We start from the raw sequence: 17,241 nt of genomic DNA, 5'->3' as shown, positions 1-17,241 counted from the left end.
CCAAGCGAAGATAACCCCCCATAATTATGCGGAGATAGTAAAACTATTTCGTATGATTGTTGGGGGGTTTTTATTCATTTTTTATGCGTCATAAAGGCTCTAATTTCCCATCCAGTGCATCGTTTGATTATAACGTAATGGACGAGTTCTATTCTAAACATACATAATCAAATAGCGGAAAACGTTTGTCCGATCCAATTTAGGAAGTATTTTTGTTTTTTCTTCTCTTTTTATTGGTATGAAAATGCGGTAAGAAGGTAAAAATGTAGTTTGCAGAATAAAAAATGTTTATTTTATTTTATTTTATTTTATTTTATTTTAAAACTATTAACACTATTTTTATGATTTTTCTTTTCTGAATGCCAGTTAATAGGTTTAAAGTTTGCGATAAGGGGAAATAGCTACAAAAATAGCGATAGATAAAACGTTTGCATTTTGCTGATTATTCCGTCTTTTATTTTTTTTTCATATTAAGTTGAGATACACGATTCTTCATGATATGGTAGAATTGTTTAATGGATAATTGGATAAATGCAAGATAAATTAATAGAGAAAAGCCAATTTCTTGATTAATTTACAAAAGTTAGCATTACATAAATTATATATGTAAATTTTGTGAAAAATGTTACAGACAAGTAATTTGTTATATAATAGTATATGTATGTTATGCTACATAATTTATTTGTTAATGAAATTATGAGGTGAGGAAATTGACAGTTAAAAGAATTGGTGTATTAACAAGTGGCGGTGACGCACCAGGAATGAATGCAGCTATTAGAGCCGTAGTTCGTAAAGCGATATTCCATGGTGTGGAAGTATATGGGGTAGTTGGTGGTTATGCTGGGCTAATTAGTGGCAACTTCAGAAAATTAGAAGTTGGTTCAGTTGGTGATATAATCCATCGTGGTGGAACCTTCCTTTTCTCTGCACGTTGTGAAGAATTTAAAACAAAAGAAGGACAACAAAAAGGGATTGAGCAATTAAAGAAACATAATATCGATGGACTAGTTGTCATTGGTGGAGATGGTTCTTATATGGGTGCGAAGGCGCTTACAGAACAAGGTTACCCTTGTGTTGGAGTTCCAGGAACAATTGACAATGATATTCCAGGAACAGAATTCACAATCGGTTTCGATACTGCATTAAACACAGTTATTGATGCGATTGATAAAATCCGTGATACAGCTACATCTCACGAGAGAACATTCATCATTGAGGTAATGGGAAGAAATGCTGGAGACATCGCATTATGGGCTGGTTTAGCTGGTGGTGCTGAAACAATTCTTATTCCAGAAGAAGGCTTTAACTTGGAGGAAATTGTAGGCAGATTGAAAAAAGGTCAAGAGCGTGGTAAAAAGCATAGTATTATTGTCGTAGCTGAAGGAGTAGCCAGCGGTGTTGAAATCGGTAAATTGATTGAAGAAAATACAGATTTCGATACTCGTGTGTCTGTGTTAGGACATATGCAGCGTGGTGGATCACCTACAGCCCAAGACCGTGTGTTAGCTAGTCGTCTAGGTGCATATGCAGTTGAGCTTTTAGTAGAAGGAAAAGGTGGAAGAGCTGTTGGTATCGAAAAAAATCAATTGGTTGATTATGATATCATTGAAGCGTTAGCACGTAAACATACGATTGATAATAATTTATATCACTTATCAAAAGAATTATCCATTTAAATCAGTAGGAATTTATGATTATCTAGTGCATTTTATGATTAGATCATCCATAAATTCCTAAAATGCTGTTTTAGTTCGCTATTATTTTTTACTAATATTTATCGGAGGTTATTATTAATGCGTAAAACGAAGATTGTATGTACTATTGGTCCTGCAAGTGAAAGCGTAGAAAAATTAACGCAATTAATGGAAGCTGGAATGAATGTTTCACGCCTTAACTTTTCACATGGTGATTTTGAAGAACATGGAGCAAGAATAAAAAACATTCGTGAAGCTGCTGAAATTACTGGTAACAATATCGCGATTCTTTTAGATACAAAAGGTCCGGAAATTAGAACAAACAACATGAAGGATGGCGCTATTGAACTAGTTGCTGGTAATGATATTATCGTATCTATGACAGAAGTTGAAGGTACTACAGAGAAATTCTCTGTTACTTACGAAGGTTTAATTGATGATGTGGAGCCAGGTAGCAAAATTCTATTAGATGATGGTTTAATCGGCCTTGAAGTAACGAAAATAGACAAAGCTGCTGGAGAAATACATACAAAAATATTAAATTCAGGGACTTTGAAGAATAAAAAAGGTGTAAACGTACCTGGTGTTGCTGTAAATCTTCCTGGTATCACGGAAAAAGATGCAAATGACATCCTTTTTGGTATTGAACAAGGAATTGACTTCATTGCAGCATCTTTCGTTCGTCGTGCATCTGATGTTCTAGAAATTAAGCAATTATTAGAAGATAATAATGCTTCTCATATCCATATCATACCTAAAATCGAAAACCAAGAAGGTGTGGATAATATTGATGAAATCCTTGAGGTTTCTGATGGGCTAATGGTTGCTCGTGGAGATTTAGGGGTAGAAATTCCTGCTGAAGAAGTACCATTAGTTCAAAAAATGCTAATTAAAAAATGTAATACATTAGGAAAACCTGTTATTACAGCAACACAAATGCTTGATTCTATGCAGCGTAACCCACGTCCAACTCGTGCAGAAGCAAGTGATGTAGCAAACGCAATTTTTGATGGAACAGATGCTATTATGCTTTCTGGAGAAACAGCTGCAGGATTATATCCTGTGGAAGCAGTACAAACAATGAATAATATTGCAGCAAGAGCAGAAGAGGCATTAAACTATAAAGAAATCCTCTCAAAACGCAGCAAAGATTCAGAGCATTCTATTACAGACTCTATCGGACAATCTGTTGCTCATACAGCGTTAAATTTAGAAGTAAAAGCAGTAATCACACCAACTGGCAGTGGTCATACTGCAAGAATGATTTCTAAATATCGTCCAGAAGCTCCAATTATTGCAGTAACATATGATGCAAAAATTCAAAGACAATTAGCGCTAGTTTGGGGAGTATATCCACGTCTTAGCCAAAAATCAGAATCAACAGATGAAATGCTAGATGTAGCAGTTCAAGAAGGTGTTAACAGCTCAATTGTTACACATGGTGATTTAGTTGTGATTACTGCTGGGCTTCCTGTGGGAGAAGCAGGTACAACAAACATCATGAAAATCCATGTAATTGGCGATGTACTTGCTAAAGGACAAGGAATTGGCCGCAAAACAGCCTTTGGTAAAGCAGTAATTGCTACTAGTGCAAAAGAAGCACTAGATAAAGTTAATTTCGGTTCGATTCTTGTAACAAATGCTACAGATCGCGATATGGTACCAGCATTAGAAAAATGCAGTGCCTTAATCGTTGAAGAAGGTGGCTTAACAAGTCATGCTGCGGTTGTAGGATTAAATATTGGAATTCCTGTTATTGTAGGAGTAGAAAACGCAACTAGCATCTTAAAAGATGGCTTAGATATTACAGTTGATTCTCGTAGCGGCTACGTATATAGCGGACATGCGAGCGTACTTTAATCTGTAAAGCATAAAAATTGGAAGAGTAGCTATACCTAATAATCATTAGGCAATGGCTACTCTTCTTTTTCAGTTCTTAAATATCCAAGGTATCGACTATAAGCAGCAACGCGTTATTACATTATTTAACAGGGAAAAGGAAGGCAGCTTACTATCAGACCAGATAAAAAAAAGGTATAATAAAAAAAGGAAATGAAAAGGAGGATGGTGACAATTTGAGAAATTTTATGATCAGCTTGCTGCTATTACCACTAATTGAACTTGTGGTTTTTCTGATAGCCGGAAACATAATTGGTATACCAGAAACCTTAATTATTGCAATAGGCACTGGAATTCTAGGCGGTATTTTACTGAAGAAACAAGGTTTAAAGGCGATACGTAATGTACAAATGCAAATAAATCAGGGAATCATGCCAGGAGATGCGATATTAGATAGCTTTTGTATTCTTATTGGCGGGCTTTTATTGCTGTTTCCAGGATTTTTAACAGATATTGCAGGTGTCCTTATTCTATTTCCGCCAACGAGAAGAATTGGAAAGAATTTATTTATAAGAAATATACAAAGAAAGCTGCAAAAGAGAAATCGAGTTACCATTATCCATTCATATAAATAAGAATAAAAGTAGAGGCTGAATTTTTTACAATTGTAAATAGTCAGGCTCTTTTTTTGGTTAAATAAAAGATAAAAATTTTAGATAGCAGAATAATTATTATGTTTATTTGTATAATGAATAAACAAAGTAAAAAGGATTTTTGGTATAATAAGTTGCAAATGGGGCGAAAGGCGATAAAAATCTATGTTCAGCTTATTAAGGAAATGGAATACACTCCGAAATCAAATTTTATTTGTATTTTTATCCGTAATGATAGTCGTGCTTTTATTTGTAAGTATATTGATATTTAATCAAGTATCTACTTTATTAGAAAATAATGCAGAAAAACAAATTCAGCAAGTCGCAGTGGAAGCAAGTGGAAGAATTGAGACACTGTATGAGCAATTAAATATGGCCTCGAAATTAGCGGCGACGAATGATAAAGTACAAAAGCTGCTAACAAAGGAATACGAACAAAAGAAAGTGACCTTCTATGAAAAACAAGAATTAATGGGCACTGTTAATACAGTTACAGCCAATTCTGATGGGATTTTTTCATTTCAATTATTTACCAGGGAACAGGAACGAATACTACCACTTGATGATGCAAAAATAATGACCGATTTGTATGCTAATTGGGTAGAAAAAGCGGACCAAGCAAAGGGAAGTCTAGTTTGGATTGGAGAAGATCCAAATGACAGCAATTATTTTCTTGCTATAAGAAGAGTAAATTTAATTAATCGCAGTTTTACAAATGGAGGGTATTTACTCTTTAGTATTTATGCTAATTATTTTCAGTTTGCTAATCAAACATTAACAGACAAAACGGATCAGTATTTTATTCTTTTAGATGAATTAAGTAAACCGATTATTACTAATTATGAGCAATCAAGTGAGTTCATTTTACAGACTAAGAAAAAAACGGTGCAGATAAATGAAAGGGATTACATGATTACGAAAAATTCTTCGTATATGACAGGATGGACTGTCCTTATTTTAACTCCCTATAAGACGCTAACGGAAGGCATAACGGTTGTGCGCACAAGCATTCTTCTTGCTGGCATAATTGGATTAATGATTTTCTTTGTATGCTCTTTTTTTCTTTCTAACATGATTACTCGCCCGATTATCCGCTTAACGAACACAATGAGATTTGCAAGTGAAGGGTCTTTGCCGCTGACACCAAAGATTCCCTCTGTAAATGAAATAAATGAATTAAATAGTACATACAATCAGCTCGTAAAAGAAACAAACCATTTAATCACCATGGTTTATCAAAAAGAAATTACTCGAAACCGTAGTGAATTAAGAGCTTTGCAAGCACAAATTAATCCTCACTTTCTATTTAATACATTAGATGCTCTCCATTGGTCATTAGAGGAAAATGACGAAGAAGAATTAGCCGAACTCGTTGTTACCATGTCTAATTTATTTCGCTATACCATTTCACGATCTACAGAGGATGAGTGGGTTCGCATAAAAGAGGAGATTGCCCATATTGAAGACTATATGGAAATAATGAAAATGCGATTTGGAGAACAACTGAATTGGCAAATACAGCTTCCAAAGGTATTTGAAGAAGTGAAAATCCCCAAATTTTTAATACAACCATTAGTAGAAAATGCTGTCCTGCACGGAGCAGAGAATAAGGTAGGACAATGTACTGTTGACGTTATTGTGCAACAAGGAGAGATAGATAATAACATAAAGGTAATAGTTAGAGATGATGGAATTGGCATAAGCGAGTCTAAATTAAAGCAGATTAAGGAATCGATGGAAAAGGAAGGAATTACTTCAATCACAGGTAAGGGAATGGCTATTTCTAATGTATATAAAAGGCTTACGCTCTATTATCAGGAAAGACAGCAAAAGGGATTAATGATAGAAAGTATGGAGAATAAAGGTACATTCATTTCTTTTGAAATTCCAAAAGATGGGGGTATGTAAGATGCATGCAAAAACAATATTGATTGTTGATGATGAACCGAGATCGAGAGAAGGAATCAAAAAAGCACTAGAGAATTGGTCTAGCGGTCAATATCAAATTTTAATTTCGGAAAATGCAGAATCGGCCATTGATATAATGCAAAAACAAAAAATAAATATTCTTCTAACAGATATTCGCATGCCTAAAATAACTGGAATAACGATGTTGAAAACTATCAAAAGCCAAAAACATCTGCCTGTTGTTATTGTTATCTCAGCATATTCAGAATTTGAATATGCGCAAGAAGCTCTTCGCTTAGGCGTTATTAATTATTTATTAAAGCCAATTAGTAAACAGAAATTAATAGAAGCCGTCGAAGATGCTCTTAAGATTGATAGAGATAAAGACAGAAATGATATTATCTCAAGAGTAGTTGATAATAAGCTGATTGATGCAAGAGTAACAAATGAATCAGTAAGAGAGCCAATCCAGAAAGCCTTGCAATATATTGATAATCACTTAAATGAGGAATTGACACAACGTGACGTAGCCGCCCATGTGTATTTGAATCCAAGTTATTTTAGTGTGCTGTTTAAGGAAGAGATTCGGTTAACGTTTAGTGAATATATCACCAGAAGAAGAATTCAGCATGCGAAAAATCTACTTATCTCCACAAAACTTTCCATTACGGATATTGCAGAAGAGTCAGGATACAAAACGGCCAAATATTTTATTAAAATATTTAAAGAATTAGAAGGAATAACACCGAGCGGTTACCGAAAAATAAATAACGAAAAATAATGAAAGGGCTTTCTAAAAATAGTAGAACTTTTCCTAATCATTGTTACCTTTTTTAGAAAAATCATTAATGATAGACTTTAGATTGTTAGAAGGAATAATTAAAAAGGAAAGTATAGGGGGTAGTTTAAATGTTTCATAGAAAAGCACTGTCAGCATGTCTATCTGTTGCTTTATTGCTGGTTTTAGTTTTAGCAGGATGTTCTTCATCCACATCTTCCAAAAATGAAAACGCTTCAAAAAATGGAGATAAAACAGTGATTAAATTCATGCATCTTTGGCCAGAGGGAAGTTCAAAAGCACAGTACACTATTGTAAACGATATCATTAAACAGTATGAAAAAGACCACCCAGATGTAAAAATTCAGACAGAAATTCTTGGAAACGAGCAATATAAAGATAAAATTAAAGTATTATCAGCTTCAAATGAACTACCAGATATTGGGGTGACATGGGCAGCAGGATATATGCAGCCGTTCGTTAAAGGAGAAATGTTTGCTCCGTTAGATGATATAATTGATAGCAATTTTAAAGACCAATTTGTTGCAGGTACAACAGAGGCATTTGCTATGGATGGGAAAACATATGGTCTTCCACTTGAATTAAATATCACACCTGTTTATTACAATAAAGAAATCTTTGAGAAATATAATTTAGAAGTTCCTGCAACGTATGATGAGTTTTTAAATATTGTTAAAACGTTAGCTGATAACGGCGTTACACCAATTACTTTAGGTAATAAAGACCGTTGGACTGGTTCTATGTGGTATATGTATCTTGCAGATAGAATTGGTGGGCCTGAAGTGTTAACGAATGCAATTAATCGTACTGGAAGCTTTGAAGACCCAGCGCTTGTTCAAGCAGCCGAAGAAGTAAAAAAATTAGTAGATATGGGCGGATTTGTCAAAGGGTTTAATGGTCTTTCAAATGATGAGGCAAAAGGGTACTTTATGAATGAACAAGCAGCTATGTATTTAATGGCGACTTGGGAATTGCCAAACTATACAACAAGCCCAGATGTTACGCAAGAATTTAAAGATAAAGTAGGATACTTTAAGTTTCCAACATATGTAGGCGGAAAAGGAGACATAAACAGTTTTGTAGGTGGCCCTGGGGTTGGACTATTTGTTTCTGAAAAATCAAAGGTAAAAGACGAAGCGAAAAAATTTGTCGCATATTTAGTAGAAGAATGGGGCAAAAATTCTGTTAAGGATGCAGGTGTAATTCCAGCGACAGTTGTAGACACTTCCAATATTGAACTAGATCAAATGTATATCGATATTTTAAATGACCTTGGAAATGCTTCTAATTTAACATTATATGCAGATGTTCAAATGAGCTCTAGTGTTGCACAAGTGCACTTAGATATGATCCAATCACTATTTGGCGGTCAGGCAGCACCAAAAGAATTTACAGCCAAACAAGAGCAAGCTTTAGCGGAAGAAGAATAATAAAGAATGGGTGGAATCTATCGAAAAAAAAGGTGGATTCCACTATTTAAAAGATAATCACTTTAGATAATTGGGAAGATACATTATTGATTTTTGAGAAAGCTCTGTTAAACGATGATATTGGTTACATGAATAACTCATGAACAATTATATATCATTTAACAAAGCTCCTCCCAATCAATAAGGAGGGAAAGCAGAAAATGAAAAACGTGATGTCAAACAAATGGGTAATCACTCTTTATGTGCTCCCTGCACTGTTGCTCATTTTGGTTTTAATCTATATTCCTATTGTATTAACAGGATATTATGGCTTAATGGATTGGGATGGTATCGGGGCTAAGACTTTTATTGGCTTAGATAATTATATACAGCTTATGAAAGATAAAATGTTCTGGTCTAGTACGTATCATTCCGTTTTATTAGCTGTTTTTTCTGCAGTAAGTCTTATTGCATATTTAGTAATTTCACTTATATTAGCAAGCAAGATTAAGGGAGCTGGAATTCTTCGCAAAATATATTTAATTCCGATGTTATTATCGTCTGTAGCTATTGCACAGCTATGGTTGAAAATTTTTGATCCAACAAATGGAATGCTGAACAAGCTTTTAACCATGTTTGGAGTAGAAAATACACCCTTATGGCTTGCGGATCCCAATTTAGTACTATACTCCATTTTCATTCCAATTGTTTGGCAATATGCTGGATTTTACATCATTATTTATTATGCAGCTTTAAAAGGAGTAGCAGATGAAATTATTGAGGCAGCTAAAATTGATGGGGCAACCCCATTACAAATTGCTTATAAAATCAAAATTCCATTAATTGCACCAGTAATAAAAGTAACTATTGTTTTAGCCATTGTAGGATCTTTAAAATATTTTGATTTAATCTATGTTATGACTGGTGGAGGACCAAATGGAGCAAGTGAAGTGATGGCCTCTTATATGTATAAAGAAGCATTCAAAACATATGATTTTGGCTACGGTAGTGCCATTGGCTTTGCGTTATTAATCATTTGTCTTGTGATGACATGGGTTATACAAAAATTAACAGCATCAAAAGAAGATGCTCAGTATTAAGGAGAGAGGTAATCATGAGTGAAGTAATCCTGAAAAAACAAAATAAAACTGAATTATCCACATCTCCTAAAACGAAAGGATCTCTGGGAAGTAAGATTGGATACGGTATTTTGTATCTAGTGCTTGGAGTAATTGCCATTTTTCAAATATACCCACTCGTTTGGTTATTCTTCTTTTCCTTAAAAACGAATCAAGAAGTTTTCGGCTTATCTCCATTTGCTCTTCCGAAAGACCCACAATGGGGGAACTATGTAAAAGTATGGACCCAAGGAAATATCAGCTTATATTTCTTCAATAGTGTATGGATTACAGTTGTAGCAGTAGTTTTGACGGTTATATTAGCAAGTTTTGTTACCTTTGCGATTACAAGAATGCACTGGAAGTTAAGTAAACTTGTTCTTGGTTTGTTTATGGTGGGCATTATGATTCCATTACATTCTACGTTAATCCCTTTATTTAGTTTTTTTAATAACTTGGAGCTAATTGATAATCCTATTTCTATTCTTTTATCCTATACAGCGTTTAATTTGCCGCTAACTATCATGATTTTATTAGGATTCTATCAGGCACTGCCAAGAGAATTAGAAGAGGCCGCTGTAATGGATGGTTGTTCGATTCACCGTATATTCTTTCAAATCACATTGCCAATGACGACTCCTGTTATGGCTACAGTTGTTATTATAAATATGATTTATAATTGGAATGAATTTGTATTTGTTAATACGTTCATTAGCTCTGATCAATGGAAGACATTAACAGTTGGTGTAAATAACTTCGTAGGTCAATATTTAACAGATTGGGGAGCAATTGGAGCAACTTTAATGATTAGCATTATTCCTATTTTAATCGCTTTCATTTTATTAAGTAATAAAATTGTAGAAGGTTTAGCAGCTGGGTCTGTAAAAGGATAATAAAGGGAGGGGTTCATCCGACTTCAAAATATTTTTTTGATGCGCACCATTCTCCGATTGGAGCATTCTCAAACTTTACATTAGGTTTTCCAGGTATAGGGGATGGATTAGAATTAGAATTTGGCCGTTCTCCGAAACACAATATTTAAATTGGTGCTTAAAAAAGGAACCATATCAAGCTTTTCCTATCAAGAAAGTATATACGGCTCTATGTGGAATGGCTCACATATCCAGAACCATCCATTTGGAGTTGGAGCGATCAAATAATTTCAGGAGAAATTGCGGGAAGCAAATATCATCCAAGAGGTGTAACAAACATACTTTGGTTAGACGAGCGGCAGAAAAGGTTCTAATCCGCAAATAAGAAAACAATGCTTAGAAGGAAAAAGAAAGAAGAGGGGATAGTATGACAACAAAACCAATGGGAAAATTATATACCATCTGTGAATGGATAATGAAGCTGGCTTCCGTTAATTTGTTATGGATTATGTTCACTGCAAGTGGTCTTTTCCTATTTGGTTTTATGCCAGCAACAGTTGCACTTTTTACCATTGTCCGTAAATGGTTTCGGAAAGAAACGGAAGTTCCTATTTGGAAAACATATCTATCTGTCTATAAAAGCGAATTTATCAAAAGTAATACTTTTGGATTCGTATTTATAGTGGCTGGTATAATCTTGTATGTAGATTACTATCTAATCTTAAATTTAGGGGGATTTATTCGGATTGTTTCCATAAGTATTTTACTACTTATTACATGCATATATGCTATCACTCTTTTATTCTTCTTTCCTGTCTATGTACATTATCAGTTAAGATTCATCGATTACTTTAAATACTCCTTTTTTCTAGGAATTCTAAATATCCATATTACATTATTGATTATACTTGGGTTAGCAGCAGATATTTTTCTATTATTATATATACCTGGACTTCTCCCTTTTTTTAGTGGAATTTCCGCAGCATGTATACTAATGTCGAGTAGTATTCTGCTTTTTCAGCGGTTGCAAAAACAGAATATGAATAAAGCGATCACAGAATAAGAGGAAGTCAATGACTTATTGATTATAAAATATAGTAAAAGTTGTAAAAAAAATATAGTTTGTATATTGAATAAACAAACTTGAGCGTGGTATAATTGGATTAACTTGATGGGAGAGATAGAATGACAACTATTCAAGAAGTAATAGATAAGTTATTGGAGCCCGCAAAAATGGTTGAATCCACAACAGATGTATTAATAAAAGGTTCAGCAGATTCTAATGTGAAAGGAATTGTAACCGCATTCATGTTGACGCAGCAAGTATTGGAGAAAGCGATATCTATTGGAGCAAATATGATTATAAGCCATGAAGGACCATTTTACAGCCATGAGAATTGGAAAAAATTATATGAGAAAGATTCAGTATACATGACTAAGCTCCAATTAATAGAAGATACTGCTATCCATATTTTTCGCTTTCATGATTATTATCATCGTTACAATCCAGATGGCGTTATGGCGGGATTAATTCAAAAACTGGAATGGGAGAATCATGTCGAAGAGCATCTGTCCATCGCAACCACTATTGTCACACCAAAGAAAACTGTCGCTGATATTGCAAAATACGTGAAAGATAAGCTTGATGCCCCGTTTGTAAGAGTTGTGGGGGAGTTATCCATGGAATGCCAAAGAATTGGCTTGTTAGCAGGTTATCGCGGAGGAGGCGAAGTAGTGATCCCTTTATTTCAAAATCAAAATTTAGACCTGATTATTGCAGGAGAAGGACCAGAATGGGAGTCTCCTGAGTATGTCAGAGATGCCGTCCAACAAGGAAAGAAAAAAGCATTTATCCTAATTGGCATGCAGTTAGTGAAGAACCTGGCATGGAATACTTAACCAATCTAATAGCAAATAATTTTCCGCATATTCCTGTACATTACATAAAAGAAAAGCCACTGTTTCAGATTATTTAAATAACAATATTTTTTTGGTTAATCTGCCATACTAGTATGGCTAAAATCAAGTTGACAAAAATCTACTTCATACAACAAGTTAAATTTTCTCATTTCACTGATCACTCCATTACCGAGATTATCATCATAAATATTGCTTGCACCATCTATTAGCTATTTTATAAGGGGTATTGATGCAAAATAAAGTAAGCGCTTTAATTTTTATGTGTGTTTGCTTCATCCTCTAAAAAGATGAAGCTTTATAATAGTCAGCTGCTATAGAAAGATTTAGCAAAAGGCTATAGATATTATTAAAACAGAGGGGGGTACTTATGGAAACAGAGGTTGTGCATTCACATGTAAATAAAACAATGAAGACAAAAAGAAACAAATTTAAAACAACATTAGCTGCAATTAGAAAGGATTGGCAGCTCTATTCATTATTAGTCTTACCGCTTATTTATTTAATTATTTTTAAATATGGTCCAATGTTAGGAAATGTTATTGCTTTTAGAAGATATATGCCAGGTGGAAAAATTTATGGTGAACAATGGGTTGGGTTTTATTACTTTAATATGTTTATTAACGACCCAGTTTTTTGGAATGTATTTAAAAACACATTAATTTTGGGCGGAATTACCTTGTTATTTTGTTTTCCTATGCCCATTATATTCGCTCTTCTTTTGAATGAAGTTAAATCCAAAAAGTTTAAGAAGTTTGTACAAACAGCTTCCTATCTACCGCATTTCTTATCTATTGTTATTATTGCTGGAATGATCTTGCAATTAACAGCTCTAAACGGTTCCATTAATGGAATAGTCGAATTTTTCACCGGAGAAAAAATAAGCTTTATCCAAAGTCCAGAATGGTTCCGGACAATTTATGTTACCTCTGAAGTCTGGCAAGGGATGGGATGGGGGGCCATTCTATACTTAGCGGCATTAACAACGATTGACGATTCCTTATATGAAGCAGCAAAAATTGACGGTGCGAACAGATGGAAACAAACCCTTCATATTACGATACCAGGGATATTGCCAACTATTGTTACCCTATTGATTTTGAATATTGGCAGCTTTCTTGCAATTGGCTTTGAAAAAATCTTATTAATTTATAACCCATTAACCTATGAAACTTCTGATGTTATTTCAACTTATTTATATCGTGTTGGTTTAGAATCCAATAATTTTAGCTATGCAGCAGCTATTGGATTATTTGAATCTATTATTGGCTTAGTGCTTGTATTAACGGCGAACAGCATATCAAGAAAACTAACAGAAAGAAGTTTATGGTAGGGAGGGAGATTTAATGAAAGAATCGAAACAGTACAAAGTTTTTAAAGTCTTTAATGTTTGTATTCTCTTAATTATTATATTTTGTACTTTATATCCATTTATAAATGTAGTTGCACAATCCTTTAGTAGTGAGTCTTATATTAATTCTGGACAGGTAAATTTAATACCAAAAGGATTCAATGTAGACACATATGAGAAGGTTCTTTCTGACACCATGTTTTGGATTAATTATAAAAATACGGTTGTATACACAGTGGTAGGCACAATAATTTCCATGTTTTTAACAACAATGTTTGCATATGCGCTTTCTAAAAGAAGATTAGTAGGACGCAGGTTTTTAACTGTATTTGCCGTATTTACGATGTTCTTTAATGGCGGCTTAATTCCCAATTATGTTTTAATCAACTCATTAGGCTTTGCCAATACAATGTGGGCTATTGTCATTCCGGGTGCAATTAGTATTTATAATATGCTGATCATGAAATCCTTTTTTGAAAATATGCCAGAAGAATTAGAAGAGGCAGCTTCTATTGATGGTTTAAGCACATATGGTATTTTACTAAAAATAGTATTGCCCCTGAGTAAAGCAGTAATCGCCACTATGGTGTTATTTTACGCAGTAGCTTATTGGAACTCTTGGTTCAGCGCTTTTATTTATATGGATAAAAAAGAATTATTTCCAGTAACGATTTATTTGCGGAATATGATTGCGGGAACAACAGGTGGAATGTCAGCAGGTGCTACTTCCGCTGATAATTTAACTCAAATTTCCGCTAATATTAAATCCGTAACAATGGTCTTAACGATATTGCCAATATTAACGGTATATCCATTTGTACAGAAATATTTTGTTTCGGGAGTAATGCTAGGCTCTATTAAATAGTCAAAATAGGACCTGCCAAAGTTAGGGAGTTCAGCGTAGGTTATTATTCCATATGCCTGTTTCAAGGAAACAACTTACGCTTTTCCTATATATATAAGGGGAGGAAATGCCATGAAAGAAAGTTGGAAAAAGGTTGGGTTATTTCTAGGTCTAATAGTGTTCGTAATAATTGCTGCTGCTTGTTCAAAGGATGATTCAGCAAGTAAGGAAGTGGAAGTAGCAACAAAAGGTGCAATGGAATCATATACCGCAGGTGACACATTTAAAGCAACAGAGCCATTTGATTTATCTATTTTATTTATGGATCAGCCGACATATCCGTATAAAAAAGACTGGCTATTATGGGATAAGATAAAAGAAATTACGAATGTTACCTTGAAGCCGACAATTGTTCCATTAAGTGATTATACGCAAAAGAGAAGTTTGTTAATTAGTTCAGGAGAAGCCCCAATCGTTATTCCAAAAACCTATCCAGGAGAAGAAGCTGCCTTCGTGGCATCGGGGGCGGCACTTCCGGTAAGCGATTACATTGATAAAATGCCTCACTTCAAAGAAAAAATTGAAAAATGGGATATGGGTCCAGAATTAGATACATTACGACAAAATGATGGGAAGTTCTATGTCTTGCCAGGTTTACATGAAGAGGTTTGGCCAGATTATACGTTAATTGTAAGAACCGATATCTTTGAAGAAAATAATATTGCTATTCCAACAACTTGGGATGAATTATATACAGCAATGAAGAAATTAAAAGAAATCTATCCAGATTCTATTCCATTCTCTGATCGTTTTACATTTAACAGTACACTAAATATTGCTGCAACAAGTTTCGGAACGAAAGCTGGTTGGGGATTTGGAAATGGATTATCGTATGATCAAGATGCTGATAAATTTGTGTATGCAGCAACAACAAATAACTATAAAGAAATGCTCACATACTTTCACAAATTAGTAGAAGAAGGATTGTTAGATGAAGAGAGCTTTACACAAAGCGATGATCAAGCGGTACAGAAATTTGTAACAGGAAAATCATTCATTATAAATGGAAATTCTCAAACAATCAACCTCCATCGAGTTGATATGGATAAAACGTTAGGTAAAGGGAAATATTCTATCTCCAAAATTACTGTTCCCGGCGGTCCTGCTGGTCAATTAATGTCAGGCTCTAGATTAGAAAATGGTGTAATGATTACCTCCAAAATTAAAGAAAGTGAAAACTTTGAAGCAATTCTTCAGTTTATTGACTGGCTATATTACAGTGATGAAGGGCAGGAATTCACTAAATGGGGAGTAGAAGGAACAACATTCACAAAGGAAGATGGAGTAAGAAAATTAATGGATGATATTAATTACAATGGATTAAATCCAAAGGGAACAAAGGATTTACGGGTTGACTATGGATTCTCTGGTGGAGTTTTTTCCTATGGAGGAACAACCGATTTACTTCATTCGATGATGAGTGAAGAAGAGATTAAGTTCCAAAATGATATGAAAGCAGTAAAAACACCAATTCCAACTGATCCGTTAATTCCATATTCAATTGAAGACAGAGAAAAAGCAACATTACAAAGTACACCTTTAAAAGACTATACGAATCAAAATACATTAAAGTTTATTTTGGGAACACGTGATTTAAGTGAGTTTGATGCTTTTGTAAAAGAATTACAAAGTCAAGGATTAAAGCAATATGTGGATACCGCAAATAAGACATATCAAGAATACAAGAAAAATAACAAATAAAATGGATAAGTTAATTCCTAGCCATCCTAATGAAGGGCAAGAAGAACTAACTTAAAACTACTCCTAAGAGTTCTGTTATGTGAGGCTAACCAGCAGTGGGGAATAAAGAAACACACACTGCTGGTAATATTATTATATTCTGAAAGAAGGTGACAGGGATGAAGCAGCAAAGAGAGTTTGGGCAAGGAATTTTATATACATTTTGTAATTATGTGTACTGGATTTTACTAACGAATATCTATTTTGTCGTAACAAATCTCATCTTTATTTTTTTCTTCATGACATTAACTCCATCGTTTTCAAATATACTCATCTATGCTCTTGCCTTAATACCGTCTGGACCTGCTATATCTGGACTGCTTTATTCGATGGAGAAATTAGTAAGAACGAAAGAGCTATCACCGACAACTGACTTTTTCTATGGATATCGATCGAATTTAAAAGGCACATTTTTTCTGTGGATAATAATCTTAGCTGTATTCTTTGTCTTATTCATCGACTTACAATACCTTCAAATAACCATAACACCAGTTAATCAAATCATTTTTATTGTTGTGCTTGCACTTACGCTTATCTGGACAATGCTTAGTATAAATATGTTAATAATTAATGCGAAATATACTTTTCGAATAAGGGATTTAATAAAGTTGTCTGCGTATTATCTATTCATAAAATGGAAAGAAACAATAGGTAATATATTGATTCTCTTTTTAACTGCTGTTGCAACAGTAATCACTACTGATTTTTTAATTGTTTTCATTGCTAGTTTGCTTGCATGGATAATGACGTTTAATTCTAGAGAGCTGCTTAAACATATAGATCGTAATTTTTTGAAAAGATCTCCTTCTAACAATATAAGTAAAAAATATGATGCACCACCTATTCGAGGTTCATAAATGAAAGAATCGAGATCGATTTTAAAAGTGTTTTAAAAGGAGAAGTACTAAGAAATGACTCTATATAAAAAATAGTTTAAAAACTCTTCATTTCATTCAAAAGAAATTTTGATTTAGAAGGATACATATAGATGGAAAGAGAAGTAGTTTAGAGATTATGAGAAAAAAGTTAGGAGGAAG

General features: G+C 33.9%; 14 protein-coding genes. All 14 read left to right on the top strand.

Annotated features, from left to right (window positions below; genetic code table 11):
* Positions 1-710 precede the first annotated feature (710 nt).
* The 14 genes from pfkA to NSS71_RS12520 all read left to right on the top strand — a co-directional run bounded on the left by pfkA (position 711) and on the right by NSS71_RS12520 (position 17,061).
* Positions 711-1,676 carry a 6-phosphofructokinase gene (gene pfkA, locus NSS71_RS12585; protein ID WP_217275753.1) on the top strand — a complete coding sequence of 322 codons (966 nt, stop codon included), beginning with the start codon at positions 711-713 and terminating at the stop codon, positions 1,674-1,676.
* Between the two features lie 117 nt (positions 1,677-1,793).
* A complete protein-coding gene (pyk, locus tag NSS71_RS12580) occupies positions 1,794-3,554 on the top strand; it encodes a pyruvate kinase (RefSeq protein ID WP_047941860.1) in 1,761 nt (586 codons plus the stop codon).
* 215 nt (positions 3,555-3,769) lie between these two features.
* Positions 3,770-4,168 carry an FxsA family protein gene (locus NSS71_RS12575; RefSeq protein WP_047941861.1) on the top strand — a complete coding sequence of 133 codons (399 nt, stop codon included), beginning with the start codon at positions 3,770-3,772 and terminating at the stop codon, positions 4,166-4,168.
* A 183-nt stretch (positions 4,169-4,351) separates the two neighbouring features.
* On the top strand, positions 4,352-6,094 hold the full coding sequence (locus tag NSS71_RS12570; protein ID WP_341151737.1) for a sensor histidine kinase: 1,743 nt from the start codon (positions 4,352-4,354) through the stop codon (positions 6,092-6,094).
* 1 nt (position 6,095) lies between these two features.
* Entirely contained in the window at positions 6,096-6,875 is a 780-nt protein-coding gene (locus tag NSS71_RS12565) for a response regulator transcription factor (protein ID WP_047941863.1), read from the top strand.
* A 128-nt stretch (positions 6,876-7,003) separates the two neighbouring features.
* Positions 7,004-8,323 (top strand): extracellular solute-binding protein, encoded by a 1,320-nt coding sequence (locus tag NSS71_RS12560; protein WP_047941864.1) that lies wholly within the window; start codon positions 7,004-7,006, stop codon positions 8,321-8,323.
* Between the two features lie 200 nt (positions 8,324-8,523).
* Positions 8,524-9,402 (top strand): carbohydrate ABC transporter permease, encoded by an 879-nt coding sequence (locus tag NSS71_RS12555; protein ID WP_095258042.1) that lies wholly within the window; start codon positions 8,524-8,526, stop codon positions 9,400-9,402.
* Positions 9,403-9,416: 14 nt separating this feature from the next.
* Complete coding sequence (locus tag NSS71_RS12550) at positions 9,417-10,313, top strand: carbohydrate ABC transporter permease (protein WP_047941866.1); 897 nt, start codon at positions 9,417-9,419, stop codon at positions 10,311-10,313.
* Between the two features lie 406 nt (positions 10,314-10,719).
* Complete coding sequence (locus NSS71_RS12545; protein ID WP_047941867.1) at positions 10,720-11,355, top strand: YesL family protein; 636 nt, start codon at positions 10,720-10,722, stop codon at positions 11,353-11,355.
* Positions 11,356-11,477: 122 nt separating this feature from the next.
* Positions 11,478-12,191, top strand: a complete 714-nt coding sequence (locus tag NSS71_RS12540) for a Nif3-like dinuclear metal center hexameric protein (protein ID WP_336045180.1) — start codon at positions 11,478-11,480, stop codon at positions 12,189-12,191.
* Between the two features lie 388 nt (positions 12,192-12,579).
* Positions 12,580-13,542 (top strand): ABC transporter permease, encoded by a 963-nt coding sequence (locus NSS71_RS12535; RefSeq protein ID WP_061798712.1) that lies wholly within the window; start codon positions 12,580-12,582, stop codon positions 13,540-13,542.
* Positions 13,543-13,555: 13 nt separating this feature from the next.
* On the top strand, positions 13,556-14,425 hold the full coding sequence (locus NSS71_RS12530; RefSeq protein ID WP_047941871.1) for a carbohydrate ABC transporter permease: 870 nt from the start codon (positions 13,556-13,558) through the stop codon (positions 14,423-14,425).
* A 111-nt stretch (positions 14,426-14,536) separates the two neighbouring features.
* A complete protein-coding gene (locus tag NSS71_RS12525; protein ID WP_047941873.1) occupies positions 14,537-16,165 on the top strand; it encodes an ABC transporter substrate-binding protein in 1,629 nt (542 codons plus the stop codon).
* Between the two features lie 158 nt (positions 16,166-16,323).
* Positions 16,324-17,061, top strand: coding sequence for a YesL family protein (locus tag NSS71_RS12520; RefSeq protein ID WP_047941875.1), 738 nt, complete (start codon positions 16,324-16,326; stop codon positions 17,059-17,061).
* Positions 17,062-17,241 lie beyond the last annotated feature (180 nt).

Source organism: Niallia sp. FSL W8-0951 (assembly GCF_038006525.1).
In the GTDB taxonomy this organism is placed as follows: Bacteria; Bacillota; Bacilli; order Bacillales; family Cytobacillaceae; genus Niallia; species Niallia circulans.
The sequence above is the reverse complement of the archived record's forward strand: the minus strand, read 5'-3'. Positions and strand labels throughout refer to the sequence as shown.

Coding starts and splice junctions, on each gene's coding strand:
- NSS71_RS12535 (WP_061798712.1), top strand. CDS start 12,580: ATGGAAACAGAGGTTGTGCATTCACATGTAAATAAAACAATGAAGACA.
- NSS71_RS12550 (WP_047941866.1), top strand. CDS start 9,417: ATGAGTGAAGTAATCCTGAAAAAACAAAATAAAACTGAATTATCCACA.
- NSS71_RS12560 (WP_047941864.1), top strand. CDS start 7,004: ATGTTTCATAGAAAAGCACTGTCAGCATGTCTATCTGTTGCTTTATTG.
- NSS71_RS12570 (WP_341151737.1), top strand. CDS start 4,352: ATGTTCAGCTTATTAAGGAAATGGAATACACTCCGAAATCAAATTTTA.
- NSS71_RS12555 (WP_095258042.1), top strand. CDS start 8,524: ATGAAAAACGTGATGTCAAACAAATGGGTAATCACTCTTTATGTGCTC.
- NSS71_RS12565 (WP_047941863.1), top strand. CDS start 6,096: ATGCATGCAAAAACAATATTGATTGTTGATGATGAACCGAGATCGAGA.
- NSS71_RS12520 (WP_047941875.1), top strand. CDS start 16,324: ATGAAGCAGCAAAGAGAGTTTGGGCAAGGAATTTTATATACATTTTGT.
- NSS71_RS12545 (WP_047941867.1), top strand. CDS start 10,720: ATGACAACAAAACCAATGGGAAAATTATATACCATCTGTGAATGGATA.
- pyk (WP_047941860.1), top strand. CDS start 1,794: ATGCGTAAAACGAAGATTGTATGTACTATTGGTCCTGCAAGTGAAAGC.
- NSS71_RS12540 (WP_336045180.1), top strand. CDS start 11,478: ATGACAACTATTCAAGAAGTAATAGATAAGTTATTGGAGCCCGCAAAA.
- NSS71_RS12525 (WP_047941873.1), top strand. CDS start 14,537: ATGAAAGAAAGTTGGAAAAAGGTTGGGTTATTTCTAGGTCTAATAGTG.
- NSS71_RS12530 (WP_047941871.1), top strand. CDS start 13,556: ATGAAAGAATCGAAACAGTACAAAGTTTTTAAAGTCTTTAATGTTTGT.